The following is a 13,697-nucleotide window of genomic DNA, read 5'->3' as shown; positions in this document are numbered from 1 at the left end:
CTTAGCGCCCCGCGAATTTTTCATGGAAAGATTCTTCAAAGAACCCGCCCGGCCATTCATCGGTGAAGTCGCCCTCTTCGTCGATACGCAACTCAATGAAACGACTCCCACGAGCCAAGGGCTCCACAAAAACGACACCAATATCATCTGGACTAACCGTCCCTTCACGGATTCGCCGCATTAGCCGCAAGATCAAATGCTCGCTGTGTGTTTCCAGGATGAAGGTGTTTCCACGCTCACCCAGCGCAGCTTCGATGAAGACGTCACCTAGCTCGGCCTGAAGCGCCGGATGCAAGTGAATTTCCGGCTGCTCCATGGCGAGCAACTTGTTACGGGAGCCATAAGCCATCACGAGCACAGGCAGTACTTGCGAGATGCCGATACCGACGTCGCGGTGGGTGACAACCGTGTTGGTGCGTTGATCGACGAGTACGAGCTCGCGGATGCGGTCTGCGTCAGATGATTCCATTGCACTAAGTAGGTCGGTAGTTGCGGCCTCTACATCTTTGATAATAGGCCAAGCGCCGCCGGTGACGTATTGGGACTCCTCCTCGTGCTCCATGTCGAGTCCGTCGTTTTGCAAACGCTCAAGCCCTTCTTCAAGTGGCACCTGCAACTGGTCCAATGCTACGAGCGACCGCACTACCAGCTTGTATGGTGTTTTCAGCTTGCTGGACCCGAGCCAACCATTCACTGCCTCACGTACGGCATCGTCTCGACGCACGACGTCCCAAGCGTAGCCACCACCGGCGTACCAGTTGGCATCCTCATGCTCGGCAAAGGCCAGATGGCGGGGGGGGAATGAGCGAAGCGGGCCTAGGTACTGCAACTGTTTAAGTTCGTCTGCCAGCGCATCAGCTAGGCCCTTGATCAGATCATTCAGCGTGCGAGGTAAGACGAAGCGAACTGCTTGCGCAATGTCCTCCTTACGGTTGCCCTTACTGACGGGAAACAGAATGCTGACCGGTGAAATATCAGCGCCGTCGCTCTTGGGCAACTCCACACTGGACGGAAAGAACTGGTCGACGCGTACCACGAGTTCCGGTAGCAGTGCGGTAATCGCTTCATTGGCGCCATCGAAATCTTCAGGGCGCATTTGCTCGGAGGTGGTCTGCGCCTCAACGATGGCTTTTAGCACCTGTCGAAACACTGGGTGATCACTGGCTAGGCGGTCTAATCGCAATGTGTTGATGCCATCGTTCGCTGAGAATGGTACCTGTTGCTCGGTCCTATTATTATCAAACAGATCGGACTGAATGCGTGGTCGACGTCTGCTCATGCGCAGCAATTCCGTACCGTCGCCGAGGATCTCGATGGAGTCGACCCGCGGCTCCGCACCCGGCTTAGGGCGGTCCTGATCGTCTAGCTCGATACCAAGGGTAATGTTCAGCGCTACGCTACTGATCGGCGCAAGCAGTTGCACCAATCGCTGATCCTTTCTTTGGGACAATGCTGACACCTTTAGCTCAGCCCCCCATTCCACGCGCTTGTTCAGTTGCCCACGATGAACGTATTGCCGAAAACCGCCCAGGTCAATAGCGCTGCCGCCAACATCGGTGTGGTGTACATCTAGACGAGCCAGGCTGCGCTTTTCACGGCCGAACTGCGCCTCGTGCGCCAGCGCGAGGCTGTGGATGAAGCTCGACTTGCCGGCGCTATTGGGACCGAAGATCAGCGTGATCGGCTTAAGCGGGATGCGCTGTGCATCGGCAAAGGCCTTGAAGTTGCCCACACGCAGGGCTTGCAGGCGGCGTGTCATGACCAGGTCTCCAGTTCTTTTGGTATTGGAAGATTCAGTGCGCGGGCTTGTTGCTCCATCTCGGCCAACAATTCCCGCATGTGAGCTTCACGCCATTTAGCAGTGAGCTGGCCGGAAAAGGCACGTTGAAGCAGATTCAACCACATCGAATCAACGCCCTCCGCTGCATATTTGGCTCGATTAAGAGCCTCCACGACTGACCATGCTAAGGACTCGAAACGCTCTTGCAGGTGAAATGGCGGGACGGGCACCGTAGTACGAAGCATTGCATCTTGGCTAATGTTCAACATTGATCCGCTGCTGCCAGACGAAGCTGCCCTAAATTTGTCCCTAATTCCGTCTCTCCAAAACAGCTCCTTGAGAAATACTCCAGATGCCTCACCGGGAATGGGAGTTAGGCGCCACAGCTTGTCAGGCAAGAACAGGTTTTTATAGTTCGACTCAACAACACAAGTGGCAGCTATAAGTTCGCGCGTATTAGCGCGACTGAAAAGCAGATCGCCGCGCTTTGGACTAATCAGCGAGCGAGCACCGTCCACATTCATAACTACTTTATTTTCTTCTGGCCGAAACACGCCGCTTGTGACCGCACTAACCTTTAGTACACCGTATTCGTCTCCCTTGCGCGGGCGTCCTTCGCTTGGTGCGCTCCAACCTGCCTCAACAGACTGGATGACTTTCGATAATTGCCTCTCCGGCCAGATCATCGGATTCATTGTCGGGTCACCGAACATCTCGAGAAACAGCGTAGGCAGAATGCGGGCGGCTTTGGCGTCGGCTTCTCGGCGCAGGCGGCGCAGGCGGTCGGCTTCGTCAAGCAGTTCGACAATGCGAGATTGTTCTTTTGGTGCAGGGATAGGCATCTCATGCGCCCAAAACCAATCCATGACCACACGTGGCATTTTGGCTCCCGCAACATGGTGTGAGGCTTTATTCACAAACCCAGGAGAACGCAGGTAGTAGGCAAGAAAACGCGGATTGAGTGCTTTCGGATCCGGACGCAGTGGAATCAATTCAGTTGTTGCAAACCCGGCCTCGTCAGGAATTACAACTTTGTTCAGGTAGGGCCGTAGCTTCGAATAGAGTACATTACCCGTATCGAAGTTAAACGTCGAAGTCCCGGCATCTGAAGCCGCGGCATAGCGCTTTCCGATAATTACACCGGTTCCACTCTCAATTTGATCAAGCGATAGCTGCCATACGTGATCATTAGGCGCGAAGGCGATTTGTGCGGGGACTGCCGGTGCCACCTTGCGCAGCGGTGCGGTAATCCACGTCATCGTGGCAACTCCTGCAGCAGTCGCTCCAATCCCGCCATAACCTCGCGGTAATCGCCCAGCACCCCGGCTACCAGCTCGCGCGGATCTTCATCGCTGGTCATTTCCGCCACGCGCGGCTTCCATTGGCCCGCGCCCAAGTTGTAGTCGGCATCGGCCAGCTTCTCGCTGGTGGTCCACCAGCAAGTGGGTTCCTCGCTGCTGTGTGGCAGCAGGGTGTTGGCTTCCAGCCCCGGCGGCGTGACGTAGCCACTAGCCTTGTACGTCTTCCACTGCGCGAGCAGGTCGGGGATGTCGTTTTTTTCCGGCGTTTCCACGCGGCCACCTCCGGAAATCTTGTCCGGGTCGTATCCGTCGTTGCGCACCTCGTAGAACCAGACTTTGTGTAGGCGCTTTGCGGCTTCAGAAGCCGGCTTGCGGAATACCAGCACAGCGGTCTTCACACCGGCATACGGTTTAAACACGCCAGTGGGCAGGCTAACCACCGCCAGCAGGTCGAAGTCGTGCACGAGCTTCTTACGGAGCTCCACATGCGCGCTTGTGGCGCCAAACAGCAGCCCTTCGGGCACCACCACCGCGCAGCGTCCGCCGGGTGCGAGGTGCAGCATCATCAGCGACAAGAACAGCAGCTCGCTCTTCTTGCTATTTGTGGGTAGGTCCGCGCGGATGGAGTCCTTGGGCAGCTGGCCGGCAAAGGGCGGGTTGGCCAGGATGACCTTGTAGCGACGGCGCAAATCATCTTCGGTCAAGCCGCCCATGTCGGATAGTGCGTTGGCACGCTTGAGCTTGGCGCGGCGAATGCCATGTAGCACTAGGTTCATCATGCTGATGCGCAGCATCTGGCGCGACACATCAGTGCCGTACACAGAGGCCTCAAGCAGACTCCAGTCCGGAATTTTCTCGCCCGCGCCCTTGCGGTAGGTTTGAAGGCGTGGGATTTCAGCCTTCAGTTCAGCCAGCGACTTGCCCTTTTTCTCTAGCCAGTCTTCGCCATAGATGGGGTACTCACTGATGTGGTCGGAATACTTGGCTAGCAGGTAGTCTACAGCGTCGATCAGGAAGCCAGCCGTGCCCATAGCCGGGTCAAACATGGAATCGCCGATGTCGGGGTCTACCATCTCGACCATGAAAGCGCGCACTTGGCGCGGGGTGCGGAACTGACCATTAAGCGAACTGGAACCCAGATGCACCAGCAGGTATTCGAAGATATCACCCTTCACATCGGGGCCGAGCTTACGAAACTCGAAGCCGTCCAACTCGTCGATCACCTGTTTGAGGACGTTGGGGTCAACGATTTCAAGCACAGCGTCGCGGAAATACTCGGCCACTTCCGGCTCATCATTGGCGAGCGAGGCCATGTAGGGGAAGACCTCGTCACGGATGAAGTCGCGTAACTCGATGCCGCTCTTGAACCGCCAGTGGGTCCAGCGGTAGCGCTCAGACTGCGCCGGGTACAGCAGCGTGGCGTTGCCCCCAGTGGCGCCAAGACGGGCTCGCAGTTCACGGTCGGACTCCTCCTCATCCAACAGCTTTAGAAAGATGAGGTAAGAGATTTGCTCGATGTAGGTGACCGGATTGGTCACGCCGCCCGCCCAGAGGATGTCAGTGATTTGGTCGAGCTTGCGGCGCAGTTGCTGGTTCATGTTATTTTCCTAATTTCGTCTTAGCATCATGCTGCCAAGACGGACTGATTGATCTCGTCCATCATGTTGCGTAGGCCTTGTTCGCCAAATAGTTCAATGCCGATGTTAGCGGCGTTGAGAATGGACAGCGGCGGGGCGAACAGGTCGTCGAGCGAAACCTTGCCTTTCACTAGGCCACGGTTTTTGAGCAGCGCAAGGTACTGCGCCTGATCGGGAGTGAGGCTCTTGGCCACGAGCCAGGCGCGGAAGTTGTCTTCCACCCGTTCCTCGCGACTCTTAATCTTGAGCATCCCCAAGGCAGCGCGGATGAAGTCCACCAAGTTACCACCTGGATTACGGTAGGCGCGGCGCAGGTTGTCTTCGTTGAAGTAGCGCTGAGGCTGGTTCAAGCGCTGGGCAAGCTGGGTCTCTTGTTCCTCCGTCAGAGCATCGCCAGCTTTGACTTTGGCGATGATGGGATCTGCCTCGGCCTCCTGCTGGACGGTGGCTTCCCAATCCGTCACGTATTCGCGCTTGTCGACGCGCTCGCCGTCCGGCCCCACTTCGATGTAGTGAACAGCATCCAGCCACTCGTCTTCAAGGCCGAGTTCGATCAGCTCACGCGGGGACTTGCCGCCGAGTTGCTTGGGTTTAGGCGTGTATCCGCCACCACCGCTGCCAGAGAAGATGTCAGTGTCCGAGTCGTTGAAGTACTCGTGATTGCGGAAGAAATCGTAAATGACGAACTTCTCTTTTCCGATGTGCGGCGCCGTGCGCGTGCCACGCCCACGCATTTGCTGGTACAGGATGGGGCTGCGCACACGGCGGCACATTACGAGGTGCAACACTTCGCGGCAGTCGAAACCGGTATCGAGCATCCCTACGCTCACCGCAACCATGGGCAGCTCGTCTTGTTTAAAACGGCGGATTAGGTCGTCTGCATTGGCTACGTCGGAGGTGATGACTTCGGCGTAACGGCCCTTGTGATCCGGATGGAGGTCATTGAGATACTGCGCTAGTCGGGCCGCATGGTGCTTAGTAATCGCAAACACCACGGACTTGCCCGGACCGTTCTTTTGCCCTGGCGCCAACTCCTTGTAGCTCTGCCAAGCCAGCCGATCAAACTCTTCCATCATCAGCCGATTGCTGGCCTCGTTGGTCCATTTGCGCTCGAACTCGGCGGGATCGTAGTGCTCCTCATCGACCTTGGTACCTTCGGAGACTAGCGTAGTGATTCCAGTGGCGAACTTGTAGGGGGCGAGGAAACCTTCCTTGAAGGCTTCCTGGATCGGATAAGAGTAGTCGGGCGTGTCGTCCTTACAGTGGTAGAACTGGAAGGTGTTGCGTTCGATGTAAATGGCTGGCGTAGCGGTGAGGCCGATGTGCAGAGCATCGAAGTGCGACAGTGCGGTCTGCCATGCGCCATAGATGGAGCGATGGCATTCGTCCATCACAACCACATCGAAGTAGCCGCTAGTAAGCTCGTGATAGCGCCCGATCATGGTTTGCAGCAGGCAGACGGTGATCTGTTTCTCCTGCCGAACCATGCCGGGCTTGAGCCAGTAGCTGGAATAACCAGGCAATAGGTCCTGAATGGCCTCGATGGCCTGCTTGGCCAGTTGATCGCGGTCGACCAGGAACAGCACGCGCTCGGCCTGTCCGGCCTGCACAAGGCGCTTGAGATAGAGTGCGATCAAGTCAGTCTTGCCGCAGCCAGTGGGCAATTCGATCAGGAAGCGGCGCTTGCCCAGTTCGACCGTTCGGTCGAGCGCCTGCATGGCCTCTTTCTGGTAAGGGCGCAGCAAACGCATTTCTCCCTGGCGCAGGTAGGTGTCCGGGATTGGCACAGTGGCCAATGGTTTGCGCTCGGCACGCATATGTACCAAACGTTCTAGGTCGCGCCTGGAGAAGAATGAGTTAACGATGCGAGCGTCGTCGTTTTGGTAATCCCAGAAATAGATCAGTTCACCGTTGGTGAGGAAGATGAACGGCGCACCGATTTGCTTGGCATAGGGCAGCGCTTGCTGCTTGGCAGTGTACGGCTGAATGGCCTGCTTCTTGGCCTCAATAATGGCCAATGGACGACCACGCTGGTCCAGTAATACATAGTCGGCACGGCCGGTCGGAACAACATCACCGTCCGACGTACTGAGAATGGCGGGTTGCGCCTCTGGCTCGGCCGCAAAATGACCTCGGGGAACCTTGACCTCGGTAAGCACCTGTGACTTGTCAGCGGGAGTCCAGCCGGCAGCGCGCAGTTGATCATCGATCAGGATGCGTGCATCGGTTTCTTTGTTCTGCGCGTTCAAGTCAGTACTCCGTGATTACAAGTTTACTTGTCAATGATAAGTTATAAGCACAAGCCGTGCCAATTAACTTACCCCATCTTTTGCTCCCAGCTACTAAAGGCCCGGTAGCTGCCCAGCCCCAACAGCTCGTTGGCAATCTGATTGCCCCCTCAGCCTTTAGTCTTTTGTGAACTCTTACCCGACGCCTTGATAGATCCCGGCAATGGTAGTGTCCGATCTCGGTTTACACGGGGCAGTGGCTGGCTTAGGAACTCCTTACTGAGCCCTCGCGAATGTGCGTTGTATGCCCACACGACGAATTGTTCCAGCAGTCGCTGGTTCTCTGCCTCGAGACGCTGGTTCTCTATCTCCAGCCGGGCTATTCGGGCCGTTGTCTCGTCCATGGGCTGTACATCACGCGAAACAGCCGATTCATCCCTGCCTGGAGCCCCTTTTCTCAACGTATAAGCTGCACGGATGCGTTCATGCTTATGCAAGGCCTGCCGTGTGTACCTGCAGTGCAGCCTGGCGACGACTGCTTCAATTAACCCTTCCCAAGTTAGCTTGCCGCTCCAGCCGTCAAGAATCCGAACGATCTGCTCGATCGCGTCATCGGTCAAGTTCTTGTCCCTCCGAGCCACGGTTTTTTTGTTCTGACACGCCATTTCAACCTCCCATCAACGCTTTAATGTCTGCTGGCAGGCCGGCCTGCTCGTCGGCTGGCTGCGACAAAATATCCTCGGCTCTATGCGCGGTTCGGAACGCAGTTTTCGGTGGCGACAGCTGAATTACCGCGCCGTCCGGCACGCTTGGGTCGTCCTTAATCTTAGCTAGTTGCGATAGTCGTTCTACGGTCAAGCGATGGTGCTCGATCCAACGATCGCTGCCCGAGTACGCTTCGCTTGCTGCAGCTTCCGCCTTGCGCATAAGTCCCTGTGCTTCGTCAAGCCGCTGCCGCAGCGTTGCCGCCTTCTCGGTATCCCCCTTCACGCACAATAGATCCTCGCACTGGATACAGTCTAAGTGCAGCTGACAAGGCGATGCCGTGTAGTCGTGTACACAGTAGCCAAGATCTGTGGTGTGAGCGGTTGGTATTACCAAGCGTGCAAATTCGTCCCGGCGAATCATCACCTTTTTGGAAAGCTCTGCTAAAGGGCCGAACATCTCGTCGCCACCGACCGCGGCACGGATCTTTTCGAGCATCTGCTCCGGCGTGACGTGGTCGTACGCCTCGTTCTGCCTGACATCCCGGCGGCCTGACCACTTTGCGATGTCCAGCTGGCTCAGATCGCCGGCCCGGGCGAGCGTATTGAGATAGTGGCGGAACTGAGCTTCATCCACAGCCTCGCGCTGGCGCACGAGGCTCGGCATACCAAAGCAGAGCCAGCTTAGCGGATGCAAGAAGCGAAGCAGTTACCGGCAGTCTCGAGAAGTCTAGATGCACATTGTCGATCGCGTCGCGATAAGCCCACCGGTTAGCACTCGGGTCGAACTCAACGCCGGACCGCGTCCGCGCCAGTGGGGGCAATTCGGGCGTAACACCTGGACTGGCTACAACTACTGCAAGCCTATTCATTTCTTCTCTTTTTCGACAAGTTGATGTTGCAACGCCAGAGACACCTCTTTGGCCTTATTGCGGACGTGGCGCCGCGTATATGCAGCGGCTGTGTCTGACGTCGGCGACCACCCCATCAAGTAACTGCGAGCCTGGCGCTCGCTTTCAGGCGTCACGCCGGCTGAATCCATCTTCGCCGAGAATGCATCGTTCCACGTGTGACGTAATACGTGCGCCGAGAGGCTCTCTGGCAAAGACGGAGCCTTCTCGCGCAACTCGTTAAATAGCTTCGCCACGGCCGCTAGACTCATCGGCTCGCCTGTGCGACTGGCTACAAAAAGGAAGGGGTGCTTCTTCGCGCTTGTCAAATTGGCACGATAGTTAAGGATATAGGCCTGAGTCTCAGCCACCAGCGTGGCGCTCAGCGGCAGCACTCGTGCGCGGGTTTTCGTCTGCGGCTGATTCCGGCGAGGATCGTCCGGGTCGTCCGCACGCCGATGGATCGTCACCTCTTTGCGACAAACGACGATATCGGAAACCCGCACCCCAAGCACCTCACCAATACGAAGCCCGAGATATAGCAGCCATCGGATCAGCAGCGCATTCCGATAGCGCGTGTGCGGGTCTCGCCAGGGATTGTCAGGGGAGCCCGGGTCAGTGATCCGCATCAACTCCGTAACATGTTCTTCGGCCAGGCCTTCGCGCTGAGTCAGCGCACCGAGCCCGGATTTGTGCGGAACTCGACTCTCGATGGCTTTAGATACCAACCGGACGGAGTCACTCAGCCTAGCTGCTGCCGCAGGATCAAAGCTATGCCGGCTCTGACGCTCATTTGCGAGCCACTGGATATACGCTCGAACGTAACGTAACATAGTCGCTGCAACAGCCGGATCTACCTCATCTTGAGAACTCTGTTGAACTTTCATTCGCGCCTGCTCATGCGAGACGAGCTTCGGAGCGTTCTGTTCGGCTGCTTTGGACAGCGCAGCTAACTTGGCAAATGGTAGCCGAAACACGCGCGCAAGATCCTCAACTTCCCCGAGAGACAGTAGAGAACAATTCTCGAGCCGTGTGTCCAGATCGATGCCGCGAGCGTCAAGAAACAGTTGAAAGGCCATCACGGCGCGAAGCACTCCGCCAACAGTGTTAGTGGCGAGATTTCTCCCCCGCACTTCGGTCAGAGCAAAGACAGTGGGTTCGAACATCGGCAGCCCTTCCCGATCAAGCAATATAGGAAGTCGCTCTCCCGATGAGAGCATGACTGTTCTGACCCGGTAGTCTGCTGGTGTGCGGGCACCGCATTGGGCGAGACACACAACTGGATGGAAGGATTTGTGCTGCTGCCGGTCGTTGCGCCTTGGCAGTCTGACAGTGATGATCGAGGCAGGAAAAATAAAAAGCCCGACTCCCCAAAAAGAGTCGGGCTTTTAAGGGATATTTCGTGCCGCCTCAATCCCTTCAATAGTCTTTCTTAAAACGGAATATCGTCATCCATATCCGAGAAGTTCGGCGCCGGACGTGGCGCTGGGCGCGCTGCCGGTGCCGGAGGTGCCTGGCGCTGTGGCGCCGGACGGCTCTGCTGTGGCGCGTCGTAGCCGCCACCGTCGTCCATGCCGCCGGCGTCGCCGCCCATGCCCTGGCGTCCGCCAAGCATCTGCATGTTTTCAGCGATGATGTCGGTCGCGTACTTCTCGACGCCGTCCTTGTCGGTGTACTTGCGGGTCTGCAGGCGGCCTTCGACGTAAACCGACGAGCCCTTCTTCAGGTACTGGCCAACGATTTCAGCCAGGCGGCCGAAGAACGAAATACGGTGCCACTCGGTCAACTCTTTCTGCTCGCCGGTGTTGCGGTCCTTCGACTTGTACGAGGTCGCGACGGCGATGTTGGCGATGGCGTCACCGCTCGGCATGTAGCGGATCTCCGGATCGCGCCCCAGGTTGCCGACGATGATGACTTTATTCACTGATGCCATTTATTACTCCTAATGAACGCGGCGGCGCGCGACGCGATGATTTATCCCTAAACGGGGATTATATGTCAGCCGCCCAGTGAAAAGCACTCAATATTGTGCACTCAACATGCGTTTGCATGGGGCATGAATACTGGTATTATATACAGTATCCCGCCACCGATTCCTGAGCGTTATCAATACGCTCTGTCCCCGCTTACGGACTCAGCCAACCGTAGCAGTCCAGAACGTCAAAAACGAATCACGGCTATAGTATGTGGCTGACCATCAAAGGCAAAAATACATGGAACAAATCCGCATTCGCGGCGCTCGTACGCACAACCTCAAGAACATCAATCTTGACCTTCCCCGCAACAAGCTGATCGTCATCACCGGCCTGTCCGGTTCGGGCAAGTCCTCGCTCGCTTTCGACACCTTGTATGCCGAGGGCCAGCGGCGCTATGTGGAATCGTTGTCGGCGTATGCGCGCCAGTTCCTGCAGTTGATGGAAAAGCCTGACGTCGACATGATCGAAGGCCTGTCGCCGGCGATCTCGATCGAGCAGAAAGCCACTTCGCACAACCCGCGTTCGACCGTCGGCACGGTCACCGAAATCCACGACTACCTGCGCCTGCTGTACGCGCGCGTGGGTACGCCTTACTGCATCAACCACCCTGAGAACGCGCTGGCCGCGCAGACCGTGTCGCAGATGGTCGACGCGGTGCTGGCGATGCCGGCCGAGACCAAGCTGATGATTCTGGCGCCGGTGGTGGCCAACCGCAAGGGCGAGCACTCCGACCTGTTTGAAGCGATGCAGGCGCAGGGCTTTGTGCGCTTCCGCATCCAGAGCGGCACGCACGCGGCCAAGATCTACGAGATCGACGACCTGCCGAAGCTGAAGAAAACCGAGAAGCACACCATCGACGTGGTGATCGACCGCGTCAAGGTCAACGACGAGATCAAGCAGCGCCTGGCCGAAAGCTTCGAGACCGCACTGCGCCTGGCCGACGGCCGCGCGGTGGTGCTCGAGATGGAAGGCGGCGCGGAGCACGTCTACTCCAACAAGTTCGCCTGTAACGAGTGCGGCTACTCGCTGCAGGAGCTCGAACCGCGCCTGTTCTCGTTTAATAACCCGATGGGCGCCTGCCCCGAATGCGATGGCCTTGGCCACATCGAGTTCTTCGACCCGAAGCGCATTGTCGCCTTCCCTAACCTGTCGCTCGCATCGGGCGCGGTAAAGGGCTGGGACCGCCGCAACCAGTTCTACTTCCAGATGCTGTCGAACCTGGCGGCCTACTACGACTTCGACATCGATGCGCCGTTTGAAAAGCTGCCGGAAGCGTCGCAGAAGGCGGTGCTGTACGGCTCGGGCAAAACCTCGATTCCGTTCACCTATGTGAACGAGCGTGGCCGCACCGTGATCCGCGAGCACACCTTCGAAGGCGTCGTCACCAACCTCCAGCGCCGCTACCGCGAGACCGATTCGATGGCCGTGAAAGAGGAGCTGGCGAAGTTCATCAACGAGAAGCAGTGCCCCTCGTGCGACGGCGCGCGCCTGCGCACCGAAGCGCGCTACGTCAAGGTCGGCACCGGCAAGCAGCAGCGCGCGATCTACGAAGTGGCCAACAAGCCGCTGCGCGACTGCCTCGATTTCTTCGAGAAGCTGGTGCTCAAGGGCGCCAAGAAGGACATCGCCGACCGCGTGATCAAGGAAATCGTCTCGCGGCTGAAGTTCCTGAATAACGTGGGCCTCGACTACCTGTCGCTCGACCGCAGCGCCGACACCCTGTCGGGCGGCGAAGCGCAGCGCATCCGTCTCGCGTCGCAGATCGGCTCGGGCCTGACCGGCGTGATGTATGTGCTCGACGAACCGTCGATCGGCCTGCACCAGCGCGACAACGACCGCCTGATCGAAACGCTGAAGCACCTGCGCGACATCGGCAACAGCGTGCTGGTGGTCGAGCACGACGAAGACGCGATCCGCACCGCCGACTACGTGGTCGACATGGGCCCGGGCGCGGGCGTGCACGGCGGCCAGGTGATCGCCGAAGGCACGGTCAAGGAGATTTTGAAGAACAAGAACTCGCTGACCGCCAAGTACCTGAATGGCACGCTGGGCATCGCGGTGCCGAAGAAGCGCCACGTGTCGAACCCGGACCGCCAGCTGGTCATCTCGGGCGCGACCGGCAACAACCTGAAGAAAGTGTCGCTGAAGCTGCCGGTTGGCTTGCTGACCTGCGTGACCGGCGTGTCCGGTTCAGGCAAGTCGACGCTGGTGAACGACACGCTGTATCCGGCGCTGTCGCGCCACCTGTATGGCTCGCAGACCGAACCTGCGCCGCACGACTCGATCAGCGGCCTTGAGCACTTCGACAAGGTGATCTCGGTCGACCAGGCGCCGATTGGCCGCACGCCACGTTCGAACCCGGCGACCTACACCGGCGTGTTCACGCCGATCCGCGATTTGTTCTCGACGGTGCCGGCGGCAAAGGAACGCGGCTACAGCGCCGGACGGTTCTCGTTCAACGTCAAGGGCGGGCGCTGCGAAGCCTGCCAGGGCGACGGCGTGATCAAGGTCGAAATGCACTTCCTGCCGGACGTGTATGTGCCGTGCGATGTCTGCCACGGCAAGCGCTACAACCGCGAGACACTCGAAGTGCAGTACAAGGGCAAGAGCATCACCGAAGTGCTGAACATGACGGTGGAAGACGCGCACGAGTTCTTCAAGCCGGTGCCGGTCATCGCGCGCAAGCTGCAAACCTTGCTCGATGTGGGCCTCGGGTACATCAAGCTGGGTCAGAGCGCGACCACCTTGTCGGGTGGCGAGGCCCAGCGGGTCAAGCTGTCGCTGGAGCTCTCCAAGCGCGATACCGGACGCACGCTGTACATCCTCGACGAGCCGACCACGGGCCTGCACTTCTACGACATCGAATTGCTGCTGAAGGTGATCCATCGCCTGCGCGACCAGGGCAATACGCTGGTCATCATTGAGCACAACCTCGATGTGATCAAGACCGCGGACTGGATTGTCGATCTGGGGCCGGAAGGCGGCGCTGGCGGCGGCAGGATCATCGCCTCGGGCACGCCGGAAGAAGTGGCAGCCAATCCGGAAAGCGTGACAGGCAAGTACCTGGGACCGTTGTTGAAGGTGAAATCGAAGGCGGCGTAATTCGGCCCGGATCCGTAGGGCGGACAAGGCCCGAAGGGCCGCCTCCGCCGAATTACGTAAACCAAAAAAGGGACTGCGC

Annotated in this window: 8 protein-coding genes; 1 reads left to right on the top strand and 7 read right to left on the bottom strand. The window is 58.1% G+C overall.

What is annotated here, in order from left to right; all coding sequences use genetic code 11:
* Position 1: 1 nt before the first annotated feature.
* The 7 genes from LMJ30_RS06160 to ssb form a co-directional block, all read right to left on the bottom strand.
* Complete coding sequence (locus LMJ30_RS06160) at positions 2 to 1,759, bottom strand: AAA family ATPase (protein WP_229431458.1); 1,758 nt, start codon at positions 1,757 to 1,759, stop codon at positions 2 to 4.
* Positions 1,756 to 3,039 carry a restriction endonuclease subunit S gene (locus tag LMJ30_RS06155; protein WP_229431457.1) on the bottom strand — a complete coding sequence of 428 codons (1,284 nt, stop codon included), beginning with the start codon at positions 3,037 to 3,039 and terminating at the stop codon, positions 1,756 to 1,758. The genes LMJ30_RS06160 and LMJ30_RS06155 overlap by 4 nt, the downstream gene beginning before the upstream one ends.
* Entirely contained in the window at positions 3,036 to 4,679 is a 1,644-nt protein-coding gene (locus LMJ30_RS06150) for a type I restriction-modification system subunit M (RefSeq protein WP_229431456.1), read from the bottom strand. The genes LMJ30_RS06155 and LMJ30_RS06150 overlap by 4 nt, the downstream gene beginning before the upstream one ends.
* 26 nt (positions 4,680 to 4,705) lie before the next feature.
* Complete coding sequence (locus LMJ30_RS06145; RefSeq protein WP_229431455.1) at positions 4,706 to 6,967, bottom strand: type I restriction endonuclease subunit R; 2,262 nt, start codon at positions 6,965 to 6,967, stop codon at positions 4,706 to 4,708.
* 645 nt (positions 6,968 to 7,612) lie between these two features.
* Positions 7,613 to 8,317 carry a hypothetical protein gene (locus LMJ30_RS06140; protein ID WP_229431454.1) on the bottom strand — a complete coding sequence of 235 codons (705 nt, stop codon included), beginning with the start codon at positions 8,315 to 8,317 and terminating at the stop codon, positions 7,613 to 7,615.
* Positions 8,318 to 8,518: 201 nt separating this feature from the next.
* Complete coding sequence (locus LMJ30_RS06135) at positions 8,519 to 9,706, bottom strand: tyrosine-type recombinase/integrase (RefSeq protein ID WP_229431453.1); 1,188 nt, start codon at positions 9,704 to 9,706, stop codon at positions 8,519 to 8,521.
* 266 nt (positions 9,707 to 9,972) lie between these two features.
* On the bottom strand, positions 9,973 to 10,473 hold the full coding sequence (gene ssb / locus LMJ30_RS06130; RefSeq protein WP_229431452.1) for a single-stranded DNA-binding protein: 501 nt from the start codon (positions 10,471 to 10,473) through the stop codon (positions 9,973 to 9,975).
* 280 nt (positions 10,474 to 10,753) lie between these two features.
* Between ssb and uvrA the strand changes: the two genes are divergently transcribed.
* On the top strand, positions 10,754 to 13,618 hold the full coding sequence (uvrA, locus tag LMJ30_RS06125; RefSeq protein WP_229431451.1) for an excinuclease ABC subunit UvrA: 2,865 nt from the start codon (positions 10,754 to 10,756) through the stop codon (positions 13,616 to 13,618).
* Positions 13,619 to 13,697: the final 79 nt, after the last annotated feature.

Source organism: Massilia agrisoli, assembly GCF_020831365.1.
GTDB lineage: Bacteria > Pseudomonadota > Gammaproteobacteria > Burkholderiales > Burkholderiaceae_D > Telluria_A > Telluria_A agrisoli.
This window is presented reverse-complemented; position numbering and strand designations above follow the sequence as displayed.